At 51.0% G+C, this 15,522-nt stretch carries 14 protein-coding genes, 1 tRNA gene and 1 pseudogene; 9 read left to right on the forward strand and 7 right to left on the reverse strand.

Going from position 1 to position 15,522, the window contains the following annotated elements; all coding sequences use genetic code 11:
* Nucleotides 1–6 precede the first annotated feature (6 nt).
* Complete coding sequence (locus QXT02_RS03780) at nt 7–1,005, reverse strand: cysteine synthase family protein (RefSeq protein WP_342812019.1); 999 nt, start codon at nt 1,003–1,005, stop codon at nt 7–9.
* A 100-nt stretch (nt 1,006–1,105) separates the two neighbouring features.
* Between QXT02_RS03780 and QXT02_RS03785 the strand changes: the two genes are divergently transcribed.
* Entirely contained in the window at nt 1,106–1,882 is a 777-nt protein-coding gene (locus QXT02_RS03785) for a sugar phosphate isomerase/epimerase (RefSeq protein ID WP_342812020.1), read from the forward strand.
* Here the strand turns inward: QXT02_RS03785 and QXT02_RS03790 are convergent.
* Both QXT02_RS03790 and QXT02_RS03795 read right to left on the reverse strand, forming a co-directional pair.
* A complete protein-coding gene (locus tag QXT02_RS03790) occupies nt 1,863–2,888 on the reverse strand; it encodes a zinc-dependent dehydrogenase (RefSeq protein ID WP_342812021.1) in 1,026 nt (341 codons plus the stop codon). The two genes, QXT02_RS03785 and QXT02_RS03790, sit on opposite strands and share 20 nt — an antisense overlap.
* A gap of 49 nt (nt 2,889–2,937) precedes the next feature.
* Nucleotides 2,938–3,834, reverse strand: a complete 897-nt coding sequence (locus QXT02_RS03795) for a rhomboid family intramembrane serine protease (RefSeq protein ID WP_342812022.1) — start codon at nt 3,832–3,834, stop codon at nt 2,938–2,940.
* A gap of 112 nt (nt 3,835–3,946) precedes the next feature.
* On the opposite strand from QXT02_RS03795, the gene QXT02_RS03800 reads away from it, so the two are divergent.
* Nucleotides 3,947–4,828: a cation diffusion facilitator family transporter gene (locus tag QXT02_RS03800; protein ID WP_342812023.1), complete on the forward strand. Its 882-nt coding sequence runs from the start codon at nt 3,947–3,949 to the stop codon at nt 4,826–4,828.
* Nucleotides 4,829–4,898: 70 nt separating this feature from the next.
* Here the strand turns inward: QXT02_RS03800 and lsrF are convergent.
* Nucleotides 4,899–5,705 (reverse strand): annotated as a pseudogene (gene lsrF, locus QXT02_RS03805) (3-hydroxy-5-phosphonooxypentane-2,4-dione thiolase); the annotation flags it as partial.
* A gap of 248 nt (nt 5,706–5,953) precedes the next feature.
* On the opposite strand from lsrF, the gene QXT02_RS03810 reads away from it, so the two are divergent.
* A tRNA-Gly gene (locus tag QXT02_RS03810) sits at nt 5,954–6,050 on the forward strand.
* Between the two features lie 160 nt (nt 6,051–6,210).
* Here QXT02_RS03810 and QXT02_RS03815 read toward each other — a convergent pair.
* Nucleotides 6,211–6,435 (reverse strand): DUF1858 domain-containing protein, encoded by a 225-nt coding sequence (locus QXT02_RS03815; RefSeq protein ID WP_342812025.1) that lies wholly within the window; start codon nt 6,433–6,435, stop codon nt 6,211–6,213.
* On the reverse strand, nt 6,422–7,645 hold the full coding sequence (locus QXT02_RS03820) for a DUF438 domain-containing protein (protein WP_342812026.1): 1,224 nt from the start codon (nt 7,643–7,645) through the stop codon (nt 6,422–6,424). The genes QXT02_RS03815 and QXT02_RS03820 overlap by 14 nt, the downstream gene beginning before the upstream one ends.
* Before the next feature lie 393 nt (nt 7,646–8,038).
* Here QXT02_RS03820 and QXT02_RS03825 point away from each other — a divergent pair, with 393 nt between their 5' ends.
* The 5 genes from QXT02_RS03825 (at nt 8,039) to QXT02_RS03845 (ending at nt 13,310) form a co-directional block, all read left to right on the forward strand.
* Nucleotides 8,039–9,601, forward strand: coding sequence for a PINc/VapC family ATPase (locus QXT02_RS03825; protein ID WP_342812027.1), 1,563 nt, complete (start codon nt 8,039–8,041; stop codon nt 9,599–9,601).
* Between the two features lie 93 nt (nt 9,602–9,694).
* The gene (locus QXT02_RS03830; RefSeq protein WP_342812028.1) at nt 9,695–11,083 is read left to right on the forward strand and encodes an amidohydrolase; all 1,389 of its coding nucleotides are present in this window, start codon (nt 9,695–9,697) and stop codon (nt 11,081–11,083) included.
* Between the two features lie 112 nt (nt 11,084–11,195).
* Nucleotides 11,196–12,356, forward strand: coding sequence for a thiolase domain-containing protein (locus tag QXT02_RS03835; RefSeq protein WP_342812029.1), 1,161 nt, complete (start codon nt 11,196–11,198; stop codon nt 12,354–12,356).
* On the forward strand, nt 12,356–12,700 hold the full coding sequence (locus QXT02_RS03840) for a Zn-ribbon domain-containing OB-fold protein (protein ID WP_342812030.1): 345 nt from the start codon (nt 12,356–12,358) through the stop codon (nt 12,698–12,700). The genes QXT02_RS03835 and QXT02_RS03840 overlap by 1 nt, the downstream gene beginning before the upstream one ends.
* A 22-nt stretch (nt 12,701–12,722) precedes the next feature.
* On the forward strand, nt 12,723–13,310 hold the full coding sequence (locus tag QXT02_RS03845; protein WP_342812031.1) for a hypothetical protein: 588 nt from the start codon (nt 12,723–12,725) through the stop codon (nt 13,308–13,310).
* Between the two features lie 108 nt (nt 13,311–13,418).
* Here the strand turns inward: QXT02_RS03845 and QXT02_RS03850 are convergent, their stop codons facing one another.
* Complete coding sequence (locus QXT02_RS03850) at nt 13,419–14,018, reverse strand: molybdenum cofactor guanylyltransferase (protein ID WP_342812032.1); 600 nt, start codon at nt 14,016–14,018, stop codon at nt 13,419–13,421.
* 161 nt (nt 14,019–14,179) lie between these two features.
* Between QXT02_RS03850 and QXT02_RS03855 the strand changes: the two genes are divergently transcribed.
* Nucleotides 14,180–15,448 carry a DUF1116 domain-containing protein gene (locus tag QXT02_RS03855; protein WP_342812034.1) on the forward strand — a complete coding sequence of 423 codons (1,269 nt, stop codon included), beginning with the start codon at nt 14,180–14,182 and terminating at the stop codon, nt 15,446–15,448.
* Nucleotides 15,449–15,522 lie beyond the last annotated feature (74 nt).

Below are 15,522 nucleotides of genomic sequence, written 5' to 3' on the forward strand. Positions count from 1 at the left end.
CTCGTTTCAGGGGGAGATGATACCTTGCCCCGGCGGAATTTTGACGATGGGTGCCCCGTCAGCGTAGGAGCACCTGATGCCGTACTTCCTCACGCATTCGACGCAGAGGGCGGGATCGCAGAGCCTCGTGGAAAAATATTTTTCGCCGCCGTCGGGTGCCATAGCCACCATGACCCCCTTTTCGATCTCCACTGTTTTTTTTCTAGCGATGTGGAAGATGGCCCCCGAGCTGGGCCCGACAAAGAGCCCCTCCTGCAGGAAGAGCAGTCTGGTAGCCTCCTCCGCCTCTTGCGGGCTCACTGTGTATATCTCATCCACGTATTCTCTCCTCCAGATGGCCGGGACATACTGCGTCTGCAGGTTCTTCAGCCCGGGTATCATGGTGTTTGGCTCCGGCTGAACCGCGATTATTTTGATCTTTGGATTGTACTCCCGCAGTCTTTTGGATACCCCCATCAGGGTCCCGCTGGTCCCGATGCCGGCGATGAAGTGGGTGATCCTGCCGGCGGTGTCTCTCCAGATCTCCTCCGCGGTGGTCTCGTAGTGGGCCAGTACGTTGGCTGGGTTGGCGAACTGGTTGGGCATATAATATTTCTCCGGGTTTTTGCTGACGATTTCGCGCGCTAGGTCCTCAGCTCCATCCATTCCCTTTGCCTCGTCGCTCAACACGATCTTGGCCCCGAGGGAGACCAGCATCTGCCGCCTCTCCAAGGTCATGGTTTCAGGCATCACCAAGACTAAGTTGTAGCCCTTGGCCCGGCAGACCAGCGCCAGCCCAATGCCGGTGTTGCCGCTGGTGGCTTCGATGACCGTCTTGTCCTTGGTGAGCTGCCCGTTTTTCTCCGCCTGCTCGATCATGTATTTGGCGATTCGGTCCTTCACCGAGCCGCCAGGGTTGAACTTTTCCAGCTTGAGGTAGAGTTCAACGTTGGGGTTGGGGTTAAGCCGCTTCACCAGCACCAGCGGTGTGTTACCGATCAGATCGAGGACATCCTTTGCCAGCATCTCCTTCCCTCAATGCTATCATAACGCCCTTATATATTTCATGATGTCTGTCTTATCTATTAATTTTAATTGAGCCTAGGTCGATGATTGGTTGGATAACTTGTCACGGACATTGTCACTGGGCTGCGTGGAGTTCGCCGTGCCGGGCAGAACTCTTGAGGAGAAACTGGAAGTGCTAGAGTCCAGAGCGATGTGGCTGGAGCTAGTTAATGATGAGGCGCGCAGCCTTGAGTCAATACAGGCCGCGGTATCCAGCTTCAGCGTCCCGATTTTCTCGGTTCAGGCGAATAAGTTACATTATCTGAGTCTTCTAAGCGACGATTTAGGCGAGCGCAGAGCGGCCAGAGAGCACGTGGAGGAGACGATGAGCTGGGCGGCGGCGCTCGGGGCCGAGAATGTGGTAACCACGCTCGCCTTCGGGGATCCCGCTGCCAGAGAACCCTATTCGCTGGCACTGGAGACCTTCAGGGGATTCGGGACGCAGGCTGAGGAGCTGGGCATCACCGTGTCCATCGAGCCGCTGGGTAAGAACAGGACCTCGTTTCTGCCGGGCATGTCGGAAGTTCACGGCCTCATTAGCGAGCTGGGAATGGAGCACCTGCGACTGATGGCGGACACGATGCACATCCACGACAACGGTGACGATGTTGTTGAAGTAGTTGCAAGGTATGTTGATGAGATTTCCGAGCTGCAGCTCCGTGACACCGGGTCGAGGCCGCCGGGTCAGGGCGCCATCGATTTTTCATCACTGATGGACGTAGTGGTTAAAAAGTTCAAAGGGCTCCTCTGTCTGGAGTATAAGCCGGGGACCAACCTGAGAAAGGATTTTGATCACGCTTGTAAATTTGTTTTTGGCTTCATCGCTGCGGTTCGATAATTACCTTCAGTGAATCCTTAGCTTCGGCGACGAGCTTGAAGCCCAGTCCTGTTTGCTCCAGCGGCAGCCGATGAGTTATCATGTCCACAACGTTCAGCCTCTTCTTGGAGAGCAGGCCGAGCGCTTCTTCAAGATCTCTCGGTGCGCCGCCGTAAGAGGTCATGATGGTTACCTCGTTGCGCCAGAATTCAGCCAGAGGCATCGTGATCTCAACGCTCGGCTCGGGGACGGCGAAGAAGAGGATGGTTCCACCCCTATCCACGCACTTCAAAGCCTGCCTGCTGGCCGCGGTTGCCCCGGTGCACACGATCACTTTATCGGCCAGCCTCCCACCGTTGAGCTGGCGTAGCCTTTCAATCACATCGGAGTTGGCATTTATCGTGGCATCAGCGCCGAATTTCTTAGCCGCCCTCAGCCGGTAATCGCTGATGTCGGTGGTGAATATCCTCGCTGCCCCCTTCAGACGGGCCAGCTGCAGATGAAGCAGACCGGAGAGACCGCTACCCAAGATGAGGACAGTATCTCCATCACCGATTCCAGCCAGCCTCTGTGCCCGCACCACGCAGGCCACGGGCTCTATAAAGGTGCCCTCTTCAAAAGACATTCCTTGTGGTAGGGGGTAGATCCCTTTCTCCACGTTCAGCTTAGGGACTCGGATGAATTCAGCGAAGCCTCCCGGATCATAGTTGGTGGTGTGCAGAGTTTCGCAAGCGGTCTCGTGACCGCGGCTGCAGTAGTGGCAGGTTCCACAGGGGACATGATGGGAGATGAAGACCCTCTCCCCCATCTTGTATCGGCTGACGCCCTCTCCCACTTCAACTATTTCTCCAGTGGCTTCATGACCAAGCACCCGTGGGGCGGTTCTGATGCGATACCATTCAAGGACATCGCTGCCGCAGATCCCTGAAGCCATTACCTTCACCAGGATTTCACCGGGGCCGATTTCGGGCTTCGGCATCTCCTCAATCCTTATGTCGTTATTGCTGTAGTATCTTGCCACGCGCATGTGCTTCCCAAACAAACTATTGGATGTTAAGAAATACCTTTGCCGCACCCTAAGGCTCAAAGATTGGACCCAAAAATCTCCTGAAAAGCAAAGACTGTTTTTCCCTTTCCTCTCTTTTCAGCTTATACCCGTAGAGCAGCCCGGCGACGAGACCGACCAGATGGGCCACGTTGGCGACGGAACCGCCGACCTCAAAAACGACCAGAAGAATGGATAGGATTCCAAAGCCCAGCGTGGCCATCCAGAGCCTCAGCGGTATGATGAAAAAGAGCAGAACGGGCAAACGGGGGGCGAGCACGGTGAGCGCTCCCAGAACACCAAGGATGGCCCCACTGGCTCCCAGCAGGATGGCCTCGGGAGCCGTGAAGAGCAATTGTCCTGTGGCGGCCAGTATCCCTGAACAGAAAAATAAACCGAGGAACCTTTTGCCGCCTATTCTGATCTCCAAAACCGGACCAAACGAGAGCAGAACCAGACAATTGAACAGAAGATGCAGGAAGCCACCGTGAATGAAGATGGAAGTGATCAGCGTCCAGGGCCTTGAAACCACCGTGGCACCGGATGCGGCCAGATAATAGAGAAAGGTGCCGTGATCTCCGGGACGATAGTAGCCCGAGTTCAGAATAAACTGGGCCACGAGCTGAATTACGAAAACGGAGATGATTAATATCAGCAGGGTCAAGCTGGCGGCGGGATATGGAAGGCGTGGTCTCCTCCGCTTTTCAGGTGGCTTCAAAGTGTAGAAATCGTAGCGGAACTGAAATTGTGGCTGTTCCTGCCCTTTATCGGCTACAGGTTGTGTCGGGGTTTCAATCTTTTCTGTTTCCCTCTTTCCCTGGCAATCATGGTTTTCCGGGAGCCTGTGGTCGGTGCAGTAGTTTCCCCCGCAGTAGCTGCATCTGAAGGGCAGGGCCACTTCCCTTCCGCATTTGTCGCAGACGGCCATTTTTCCACCTATCGCTCAAAGAGCCGAGTGTCCGAGGCAATTTATCCTTTTCTGCTCCGCGACTTGGGAAGAATTTATTTTCTGAAAGAACTTTAATTGCAGGGGTAGGGAGATGGACGAGGCGGGCCTGATTTCCAAGGGCATAAGGGTCACCAAGATATCCATTCTTACTTTAGTTACCTTGGGATGTCTCATGATCATAGCCGGGTTTCTCTCCGGCAGCGTGGCCTTGAAGGGCAGCGGTGTGGACACCCTCGGTGATGCGTTAGGTTCCGTGATCGTGTTGATCGGGTTACGAATACTGAGCAGGCCACCCGACGAGAGGTTTCAATATGGATATTATAAGGTTGAGACTTTAGTTTCGATGATCGGAGCCATAATTTTATCCTTGATCGGGGTCTGGATTTTTTACGTTTCCGTCTTGGCCTTCTTCTCCCCGAAGGAGCTGGGATATCCCGCGGTGACGCTGGTTTTATCTGCCGTTTCCTCCGCGTCCTTCTTCCTGCTGGCGATTTACAAGGCAAGGACAGCTAGGGAGATCAACTCGCTGTCGCTGAAAACCGATGCGCTGGCCTCGGTGACCTCCGGGATGGCAGCCTCGATCGTCTTCGTCAGCTTGGCTCTTTCCTACCTAGGCATATATCACGCGGACGCGGTTGCGGGGATGATCATGGCTGCGTTGACCATGGTCCTGTCCTACACCGCGATCAAGGAATCTTCCCTGACGCTGTTGGACGTCTGTACCTGCACTGATGTTAGGGGTAGCATAAAGGAGATCGCCGCAAAAGTGTCCGGTGTTAAGGACGTTCGCGAGGTTTTGCTGCGGAAGTCAGGACCATTCATTATGGGTGAGATGTATCTCCGGGTGGATGGAAGGCTTTCAGTCGAGAGGGCGCATGAGATAGTTGAAGAGGTTGAAAAATCGGTGAGGAGACACGTACCAGCCTTGAAAAGGCTGACGATAAGAGTTGAGCCCGCTAAGAGGAGACGTTGACCAAGTTTTCGAGTTAATCGATTTTTTCCAGTTCAACATAGCGCAGCCAGAATCCTCCGCACATATGGTACTAAGTCTCGCTACTGCTCTTGACCGTGTTGAAAATTTCTTGGGCCTCTTTAGGTGTGGCGTTCTCATGGATGATTGCCCTTATCGCTCTGGCCATGGCAACGGGGTAATCGTGTTGCCAGATGTTCCTCCCTAGGTTGACACCCACGGCACCCTTCTGCAGCGCGTCGTAAACCCAGCTGAAGACCTCGAACTCGGAATCTACCTTGGGTCCGCCGGCGATGACGATTGGTACCGGACAGCCCTTCACGACCTTTTCAAAGCCCTCCTCACAGTAGTAGGTTTTGACCACGCGTGCGCCAAGCTCGGCGGCGATCCTGCAGGCCAGAGCAAGGTATCTGGCGTCGCGCTTGCCCAGCTCGGTGCCCACGGCGGTGACTGCCATCGTCGGTATCCCGTAATCCTCGCACTCGTTAACGAGATTAGCCAGGTTAAGCAAGGACTGGTGCTCGTGCTCGCTGCCCACGAAGATCGACATGGAGACGGCGCAGGCGTTGAGCCGTATCGCCTCTCTTACCGAGGTCGTGATGCCTTCTTGATCCAGTTCTTCCTTCCGGGCCATACTGGTGCCACCTGAGACCCTCAAAATGATCGGTTTCTGGATGGCGGGGTCGACGCAAGACCTCAGTATCCCACGGGTGAGCATGATGGCATCCACATAGGGCAGAAGCGGTGAAATGGTTTTGCCCGGTTCCTCGAGCCGGGTGGTCGGGCCTTGGAAGTAGCCGTGGTCGATGGGCAGAAACATGGCCCTGCCGTCGCGCTGGATGAGCTGGGAGAGCCTGTTTTTCATTCCCCAATCCACAAAATCACCGCCTTTATTTTCCGCCCGTTATTAAATAACCTTTTCCAAATGTCCCATTATTCGGATGGCGGAATGGGTTTATATAAACGGATTGATTTTATCTAATGAGGTTTGTGCATGAGCGACAGGATTAAAAGAATTCTTTCCCTGATAATCATCCTGCTCTTCCTGCTCTCGTCGGCGATAGCGGTGATCATCAGCCTGCTCAGCAAGTAGAAACTTAATTAAGCCGCAGTTAAATTTCATATGATGCGGCCGTGGTCCAGCCTGGTCTAAGCTTTTTAGCTGCCAAGAGGACTCAGGCCCTCCAAGCCTGTAGCCCGGGTTCAAATCCCGGCGGCCGCACCAACCCTTTTTCAGAAAAAGCGTTGGCGGAAAGAACTATTGTCGATTTGATTTCCCTTCAAGCTGGAGGATGGAAAATATAATCCGATTTGTGAATTTGATTAAAAATAAGGGATTAACTAAACGAAGCATAACTTAAAATTTTCTGCCATGCTTGTAAGGTTTATGAAATAATTTCGAAACCTTTCTCCTTTAGCTTGCTAATGACTTCGTTTAGATCTTTTCCCTGCCTTTTACAGCCTTGAGGTATCGTGGTTGCGCGACCAAGCGTTTTTCTAACGATTGGGTTTTTCACACCCAGAAATCCCAATTCATTTAAGATATCTATGAGTTCGGGGTATTCCTCTGTAAGCTCGTAAACGCTCTTGTTCAAATCAATTTTTTTCATCCATTAACCTTCTTTCCCCTTCTAATTTTTTGATTTCGGTTATATCCTGAACAACTTCCATTGTGCCCAAATAATTCCGGCTTTCATCCCTAACCGCAAAATATCTTATGTGGACAAATCTGCCTTTATAATTTATCCAGAATTCTGCGACGTTACGGCTTCCCTCCTTAAATGAGTTTAGGATGGCCTCAACTTTGTCTACACTTTGCGGCGGGTGGCACTGTTGCACTTTTCTCCCTAACACTGATTTCGTTCTGATGAAAATTTTAGACCCAGTGTTATTGAAGTATCTAACTTTATCATCCTTGTCTACAAAAGTCACGTCCACAGGCAAGGTATTCAACAGGCACATCAATTCTTTTAAAGTTAAATCACCGGTAGGAAAAGAAATAGTCCCCTTGTCCTTAACGAAGGGCTCCTCAACCAAGGCACTTTTCAATTCCTCTATTAAGGCAGAGGTCTCTTTGGGCTTTTCGATGTAAACATATCCCACCCCTTCGCTTTCCTTCAGTATCTCCACCCACTCCTCAGGCCTGAGCATTTCCACCGAAGAGGGGAAGAGTATGTTTTCCTCCTTAAAGATCATTCCCTCAACTTCACTGATCAAAGGGTTTAGAAATTTATCCACGTAATCCTCGCGCAGGCGCTCTTCCGTCGTTTCTATGCTAACGATCGCGTTTTTGAGCATATCTCTGATCTCGTTGTCCTTGCCCCACATCACCTTTGAGGGCCCGTAGAACCCATGGCGTTCAAGGTAAGGGAAAAGAACCTGTTCTTTTCTCTGGTAGTGCACATCCAAACCTTTAAGATCAGAAAGTTTTTCCCTGATTTTTTCCTTCCAATCCGAAAAGTTGTATTTTTGTCTATTTTTTATATACTCCTTTATCTCGGCGATGATCTTCTCCACCTCCCTGTTTTCCAATTTAAAGAGGTAAACCGGATGCGCTGGAGATTCCTCTTTAATCACCGCTTTCTTCAATGCCGACTCAAACAGCAAGGCATGGACGTTGCAGAATTTCTTTATTTCCTCCGGGGTTAATCCGTCATTTATCAGCGATTGCTCGATCTCTGCAATTTCCATAGAAGTTATACTTCCTATTTCTTTCTCAAACTTTTCCTTCGCTTCCTCCACAGATAGACCTCTGTGAAGATCTAGAATTATTTTTTTGATTATTTCCTTTTTCGCACTTTTTGACAAATTTTCGGTCATGTTTTTACCTAATTTATCTTTTTGCAGAGCTTATTAAGACCACTCTCACCTTTTTGTCGGATCTCTTAGATTGCGCACACGTGTGCATTATTGGGTGAGCCAAATCGTCGTGCTCGTACCATTTCAGCTCTGGGTTTTTGAAGTGTCAACAATTTTCTGATCGTGCAAGAACTCTTTTTGTCGAGGTAAACCAAACTACCAACTGGCACCAATTCTCCGAAGCTCCGCACGGATGTTTTTGAGCTACGTGTAGCTGGCATGCAAGAATAACTTCAATACCTCGCACAAGCCAAAAATATTCGGAAGTGGCAAAAGCATGCCCTAATGGCCGTTGGTCTGGAAAATGATAAAGGGGATATTTTTTAACTCTGGTAGCCAAGTTAACTTGATTTTATGAAAAGCTACGTCCCGGATACCAGCGCTCTCATGGACGCCCATCTCACCCGCTTGGTGAAGAGTGGCGAGCTTCAGGGTTGTCGAATCTTGGTGCCGAAAGTGGTAGTCGCACAGCTCGAACATGAGGCTAAGTTGGGGAAGGATTCTGGATTCAGTGGGCTCGCGGAACTAAGAAGGCTCAAGCAGTTTTCTGAGGAGGGCAAGATTGAACTGGAGCTGGTCGGTGACCGGCCAACAGCTGAGGTAATCGCCGCAACCGTTGGTGCCGGCGTTCGGGAGGTGGCCCGCGCTCAAGGAGCCGTGTTGATAACCAGCGACGAGGTTATGGCAGAGGTTGGACAGATTGAGGGCCTCGAAGTCTGGCTTATGCGCCCTGTGCTTGCTGAAAGGATGCCAAGGTTGCTAGGATATTTTCGGCCAGGCGTGATGTCAGTTCACCTCAAGGAAAAGGTGCGTCCAATGGCCAAGGTAGGTCGTCCGGATAATCTGAGGCTGGAGGTGCTGGATGAGAAACCACTGACTGAAACCCAACTCCGGGAGATGATCCATGAGATCATCGAGCGAGCCCGACAGGATCCAGAGGGCAGGGTTGAGATCGAGCGCTCTGGTGCCACGGTGGTGCAGTTCCACGAGTATCGCATAGCCATTGCCAGACCTCCGTTCAGTGATGGTCTGGAGATCACCGCCGTCAGGCCCATCGTCAAGGTAACTCTGGATGACTATCACCTTTCCGAGAAACTTAAGGAGCGATTGCGGAAGCGAGCTGAGGGGGTGTTGATCGCTGGACCGCCAGGGGCCGGTAAGACCACCTTTGCTCAGGCGCTCGCCGAGTTCTACCGCTCACAGGGAAAGATAGTCAAGACGATGGAATCGCCGCGGGATCTGCAGGTTAGCGACGAGATTACTCAGTACACAGCGCTGGAGGATGATATGGCGAAGACCGCGGACATCCTACTTATGGTGAGACCAGATTACACCATCTACGATGAGTTGCGCAAGACCTCTGATTTCCAGATATTCGCCGACATGCGGCTAGCTGGGGTTGGGATGGTGGGTGTGGTACATTCAACCAGAGCCATCGACGCGGTGCAAAGGTTGATCGGCCGGGTTGAGCTGGGAATGATCCCTATGATTGCCGACACGGTAATTTTCATAAAGGAGGGTCAGATAAAGGAGGTCTATTCCCTGAGCACGAGGGTTGGTGTCCCCCACGGCATGGTTGAGGCTGACCTTGCCCGCCCCATGGTTGAGGTCACCGACTTTGAAACCGGCGAGCCGGTTTACCAGATCTACTCCTTCGGCGAGGAAGTGGTGGTGATGCCCGTGAGGGGTGAACTATCTCGAAATGAAAAAAGGAAAGCTGAGATGATAAGGTCCGAGATCAGGCGCTTGGTCGGCGGCGATGTGGAGGTGAAGATGATTTCGGCGGACAGTGCGTTGGTGGTTGCCGACGAGGATGACATCTCCAGGATTATCGGACGTGGCGGTCGTACCGTTGAGAGGCTGGAGCGCAAGCTCGGCGTTCGCATCGAGGTCCGGAGCCGGGAGTCGGAGGAATGAGAGCTGTAAAATTTACTCGGTTAAGCTGATTCTAGGGTTCAAATCCTCAATTTAACGCAAATCTTTTTAACAACGGTTGTTCAGTTAGAGACAATGGCGAGCCTTCTCATCAAAGATGCCAAATATGTGGTGACGGTTGATTCCAAGCGCCGGGTTATTCGCGATGGAGCAGTAGTCATTGATGGAATGAAAATAGTCGATGTTGGCAAGTCCTCGGAGCTCAAGCGCAAATACCCGCGAGCCGAGACAATTGATGCCAGAAACAAGATCATTATGCCAGGACTGTTTGACTGTCATGCCCATTCCTATCAGAACATGATTCGCGGCATGGCCTTTGTGCTGCCGAGGCGACAGCGTGGAGCTTTTCTTCTGGGACCAACGCTGCGTTTGCAGGGCGTTTACACTCCGGAGGATGCCAAAGCCTCGATGGCACTGAACTGTCTGGAGTACATCAAGTCCGGGGTCATCGGTTTCTGTGATTGGGGAATAAACCTGAGGTACAAGATCGACGGTCTCGCCGAGGTAGTTCGTGATTCCGGGATAAGAGGTGTGCTGGGTAAATCAGTCATGGAATTTCCCGATTATGGTTCATGCAAAAACGTGATTGATAAGGGATTGATCGAGGATAAGGATGAGTGCATTAGGGACACGATAAGGGCGATAAAAAAGTGGCATGGTAAAGCCGATGGAAGAATTCAGATCTGGTTTGGACCTAGAAGCGTCGGTGCCCTATCAGTGGAAACATACAAGGAGATTGCCCTTTTGGTCAAAAAGTACAAGGTCGGCATCACCTACCATCTCGCTGAACTGGGTGAGCTCGACACGGGTTTTATCTGGAACACCTATGGCATGTCGCCGGTGGAATTTATGAAATCGGTTGGCTGGGTCGGTCCAAACGTGAGCTTCAACCACTGCCTTTACCTAACCGGGATTGACTACAAGATCCTGATGGAAACGGGTACCAACGTCGTTCATTGTCCGGGAACCGGATTTGACACCCGGGTGCAGGACATGCTCCAGATGGGTATCAATGTGGCCCTCGGCTGCGATGGCGGACATGAGACCAACGACATCTTTTTGGCCATGAAGCTGGAAAAGGTGCTTCAGAACAGAACCCCGCGTCGGGATCTGACCATCCTATATCCGGAGAAGCTGATTGAGATGGCCACGATCAACGGTGCCAGAGCTCTGATGTGGGATAAGGAAACGGGATCTATCGAGAAGGGCAAAAAGGCCGACTTGATCTTGGTGGATCTCAACAGGCCGTCGCTGACGCCGATACTGAATCCCGTTAATGACATCCCCTCCCGCGTCCTCGGTAGCGACGTTGATACCGTCATCGTCAACGGTGAGATTCTGATGGAGAACCGAATCGTGAAGAGCATGGATGAGGCCAAGGTTATCGAAGAGGCAAAGAAACGGGCTGAGGAAGTTAGAGAAAGAGCAGGATATGAAATCGAGTGGCACTGGCCCGAGATTTGAGTAAGAGCGATTGATATTTTTGGCAGACCAGCAGATTGGCTAAGTTGGTTGGTCCATAAATTATGGAATGTTTTAAAAGAGTTGGGCTCAAAGGGGTATGGAGCTGAAAAGTATGAGGGACGTAGCCATTATTGGAGCCGGCATGACTAAATTCGGCCGATCTCCCGGCGATCTGATGGAGATTATGGCCGAGGCCTCGTTGCGTGCAATAAAACATGCCAACGTGGAAAAAGAGGAATTTGACGCCCTGTATGTTTCGAACATGATGGCAGGAGAAACCTCACACCAGACGGCAGTAGCTAGCTCCTTGGCAGACAGGATTGCCTTAGTACCAGCCGCAGCCGACAGAGTCGAGAATGGGCCTGCGTCGGGAGGTTCCGCGATTAAAAACGCCTTTCTGGCAGTTGCTTCAGGTTACCACGATTTAGTTCTGGTCACCGGGGGAGAAAAGATGACCACGGCCGACACCGATGTCGTAACCGATCTGGTGGCGACAATGACACACCCCACGGCTGAATACATCCATGGGGTTACCCTTCCCGCGATGGGAGGAATGCTTACTCGGCTTTACATGGAAAGATACGGTTTAACAGAGAAGCACTTGGCGATGGTTGCCGTGAAAAATCACGCCAACGCTCTCAAGAATCCTTATGCCCACATCCAGCGGGCCTGCACTATTGAGGGGGCCATGAGCTCAGGAGTTATAGCCGATCCGCTGCGTCTTTACTATGTTTGCCCAATCAGCGACGGGGCAGCGTCATTGGTGCTATGTCCGCTGGAGAAGGCCAAGAAATATACCGACAAGCCGGTGAGGATTGCGGGATTTGGTCAGGCAACCGATGTTCAAGCCCTGCAGGAAAGAGACGATCCAACGGTGCTGAAATCCGTTAGGATAGCTGCCCAGAGAGCTTTCAAGATGGCCGGGGTTACACCTGATGACATCGACGTTGTTGAGTTGCACGATGCCTTTGAGATACTGGAGATAGCCGAGAGCGAGGACATCGGCTTTTTTGAGAAGGGCAAAGGTCATTTGGCCGTAGAGAAAGGCACCACCGCCCTGGATGGTGATTTGCCCATCAATCCTTCAGGAGGACTAAAGGCGCGGGGGCATGCGGTTGGTGCTACCGGGGTTGCCCAAGTGGTTGAGCTGGTCTGGCAGCTGCGCGGAGAGGCCGGTGAGCGGCAGGTCAAGGAGCCGAAGAGGGCCCTGTCTTGCAACTTCGGTGGCTTCGGAAACAACACCGTGATACACATCTTTGAGAGGGGGTGGTGATGGTGGAGCAAAAGTTTGTAGCTTACAAGTGCCGGTCGTGTGGCCGAGTGATGAACCCCAAGCATGATCGATGTCTCACCTGCAAAGGTATGGAGTTTGACGAGATTGAGCTGCCCAAGGTTGGGAAGCTCGTCACTTACACCAAGCTTTATGCATTGCCGCAGGGAATTGAGGCGCTGCCGCCTTTGACACTCGGCATAGTTGATTTCGATGGTGTCAGGGTGCTCGGACAGCTTACCACCGACGAGCCAGCTATAGGGATGTCGCTGAGGCCCGTCTGGGGAAAGATCAGGAAACTAAATGACAAAGATATTTATGGGTTTAAGTTTGAACCTGTAAGCTGAGAATAAAAAAGGAGGTAAGATAATGGATTACGACTGGAGCAAAGTGATGAAGCCTTATCCGCCGCGGAGAATAATCCTGCCCAACGGGGACGAGATGATAGTGAAGAGCATGGAGAAGAGCGAGATCGAGGAAGTCTGCGATGCATTGATTCCAAATCTGAAGATACACAAGGAATGGTTTGACCTAGTTACAGCAGAGATGATAACTGAGTTCTATCTCTGGCGTGAGAATAGACCCATGTGGGGTTTGCCAGCTGAGAGTCATTTCAACCTTGTTGGTAGAGTCGATGGTGAGGTGGTCGGCGTCACCAACGGTGCCCTGAGAGACCCCAAGACAGGTTGCAGCCTGCACACAACCACGCTGAAACGAGGTCTGCAGATCGGTGCTTATCTCTGGCCTTGCAAACTTGAGATGTATTTTGATGTCTTAGGCGTTGATGTGGTGGAGGCAAGTGCGGAGAGCTTGATCGGTGGTCGAAAGCTGTTTCAGGCCTATGGTTTCACCCCACACCCAGACAAAAAGAGCCACTTTGGTACAATGTTACAAACAATGACAAAACAACAGTGGGACAGGATAAAGGCCGGTAAACTTGTAGGCGAGAGGATCTAGGTCTCAGCACATCTTGAAACTGGGCGGGCTTCTCTCGGGCCCGCCGTTGTCCCTTTTCACCTCAACAGTTTTTATTCAGAAAAATTGTCCAGTTGTATTGGCCGGGTTTTATAGATCATTAGGGGAGTTAATGTTGTTGAACGATTTTAGACTAGGGTCAATTTTTTCCAGATCCTCAGGTGCGATATAGATGACGTCGTCTAGAAGATTGATAGCATCAATCATCCGGAATTTATTCTTTTTTCTTGCCTCAATTATTGCGCCGGTCAGTTTCTTTGTTCGGTAGACAGCCTGAAGGGGCTCTATGTAGCCATTGGGCCATCTAAGAATAGCTCCATCGTGTCCCCTAGCGCGGAAATACAAAAATTCAACTACCTCTGGCTTGATCCAAGGACAATCACAGGCGAGGACGGCAACATACTCTGAGCTAACAACGGGGAGCGATGAAAACAAGCCGATCATTGGACCCTCTTCAGAACTTTTATCTACCACAACTTTGGCTTCGGGAAATGTCCTCGCGAGATCTTCCTGATATAGTTTGCAGGAGATGATTATTTCACCTGAAAGTTTCTTTATTTTCTCGAAGACGTGTTTGATCAAGGGTTGTCCATTAACTTCGTAGAAAGCTTTAGGGCAGCCCATTCTTTTGCTGTCGCCACCAGCCAGGATTAAGACGGCAAATTTTTCCCTGAAACCATAATTGTTCATGCTAACCGATTGGATATTTGTAATGTCTGTTTATGAGTTTAACCGTAAGTTTTCTGATTTATGGCCGCTATGGGTCAAATGATACAGATCATGGAATTTCATCAAAACTCTTTTAAAGAATCCATCTTAGGATAATAGGAACAAAATCAGAGGGCGAAAATTTGGAGACCATTGAGAAAAAAATCGATGAGGCTAACAGACTGTGTGTGGAAAGAATTATGGAATCACATCCTGTTCTGGTAGACATTGATCACGCGATAAATGTGATCCCAGGGATGGAAGAACGAATGGTTCTGCACAGCGGCCCCCCGCTTTCCAGAGGCTGGGATGAAATGGTTGGCCCCATGAGGGGTGCCGTTATTGGAGCCATGATTTATGAGGGTTGGGCAAAATCGGAGGCTGAAGCAATCGAACTCATCAGAAAAGGTGAAATAAAGTTTGATTCTACCTCCAACCATAGTGCTGCGGCCCCGATGGCGGGAATAGTGACACCTTCCATGCCCGCTTTCGTGGTCAAGAACAAAACCTATGGCAACTTTGCCTATTGCAATGTCAACGAGGGACTTGGTAAGGCCCTGAGGTTCGGCGCCAACGACGAGCAGGTGATAGCACGGCTTCACTGGATAGAGAAGACACTGATGCCGGCCCTGAAAGTGGTGTTGAGGGAGGGCGAAATTGACCTCAAGGAGCTGATCGAAGCCTCACTGCACCGAGGTGATGAATGTCACAACAGAAACAAGACGGTTTCCCTGTTGTTTTTGAGCGAAATTTTGCCCCGACTCCTTCGTTCCGATTTGGATAGGAATCAGGTTGCTGAGGTGGTCGATTTCATCCGGGGCAACCCTCACTTTTTCCTAAACCTCTCCATCCCGTCGAGCAAGTCTTCTCTGGACGCGGCCAACAACATTGAGTACAGCACTGTGGTTACCGGATTCTGCACTAACGGCGTCAACTTCGGCATGAGGGTCAGCGGCATCGGCGACAGGTGGATTACGGCACCATCCATTCACGCCAAGGGAAAGTACTTCAAGGGCTTTAAGGAGGGCGATGACGCTCCGGTGCTGGGTGACTCATATTACTCCGAACCTGCGGGCATTGGCGGCTTTGCCATGGCGGCAGCTCCGGCGATAGTCAGTTTTATCGGCGGGGAGCCAGACTTGGGAATTAAGACCACACTGGAGATGTACCAGATAACGGTGACCGAACACAAGTACTTTAAGATCGCCAATTTAGGATATCGGGGTACTCCGCTAGGCATCGACATCAGAAAGGTGCTGAGAACTGGAATCTTGCCTGTGATCAACACTGGCATGGCGCATAAGGATCCGGGAATCGGCCAGGTGGGAGCAGGAATAATCAGGGTCCCGATGGAGCTCTTCAGAAAGGCGCAGATTGAATTCGAAAGAAGATATGGAATAAAAATTGTTTGAAACTTCATTTGGAAAATCTAGGAATTTTGAAAATGTATATAAGCACCTCAGGTAAGTTGTATTCAAAAAGTGAT

Origin of the sequence: Hadarchaeum sp. (SeqCode), from assembly GCF_038871235.1 — an archaeon.
Lineage (GTDB): Archaea > Hadarchaeota > Hadarchaeia > Hadarchaeales > Hadarchaeaceae > Hadarchaeum.

Coding starts and splice junctions, on each gene's coding strand:
- QXT02_RS03780 (WP_342812019.1), bottom strand. CDS start 1,005: ATGCTGGCAAAGGATGTCCTCGATCTGATCGGTAACACACCGCTGGTG.
- QXT02_RS03835 (WP_342812029.1), top strand. CDS start 11,196: ATGAGGGACGTAGCCATTATTGGAGCCGGCATGACTAAATTCGGCCGA.
- QXT02_RS03815 (WP_342812025.1), bottom strand. CDS start 6,435: ATGAAAAAAATTGATTTGAACAAGAGCGTTTACGAGCTTACAGAGGAA.
- QXT02_RS03850 (WP_342812032.1), bottom strand. CDS start 14,018: ATGAACAATTATGGTTTCAGGGAAAAATTTGCCGTCTTAATCCTGGCT.
- QXT02_RS03795 (WP_342812022.1), bottom strand. CDS start 3,834: ATGGCCGTCTGCGACAAATGCGGAAGGGAAGTGGCCCTGCCCTTCAGA.
- QXT02_RS03830 (WP_342812028.1), top strand. CDS start 9,695: ATGGCGAGCCTTCTCATCAAAGATGCCAAATATGTGGTGACGGTTGAT.
- QXT02_RS03840 (WP_342812030.1), top strand. CDS start 12,356: ATGGTGGAGCAAAAGTTTGTAGCTTACAAGTGCCGGTCGTGTGGCCGA.
- QXT02_RS03800 (WP_342812023.1), top strand. CDS start 3,947: ATGGACGAGGCGGGCCTGATTTCCAAGGGCATAAGGGTCACCAAGATA.
- QXT02_RS03845 (WP_342812031.1), top strand. CDS start 12,723: ATGGATTACGACTGGAGCAAAGTGATGAAGCCTTATCCGCCGCGGAGA.
- QXT02_RS03790 (WP_342812021.1), bottom strand. CDS start 2,888: ATGCGCGTGGCAAGATACTACAGCAATAACGACATAAGGATTGAGGAG.
- QXT02_RS03825 (WP_342812027.1), top strand. CDS start 8,039: ATGAAAAGCTACGTCCCGGATACCAGCGCTCTCATGGACGCCCATCTC.
- QXT02_RS03820 (WP_342812026.1), bottom strand. CDS start 7,645: ATGACCGAAAATTTGTCAAAAAGTGCGAAAAAGGAAATAATCAAAAAA.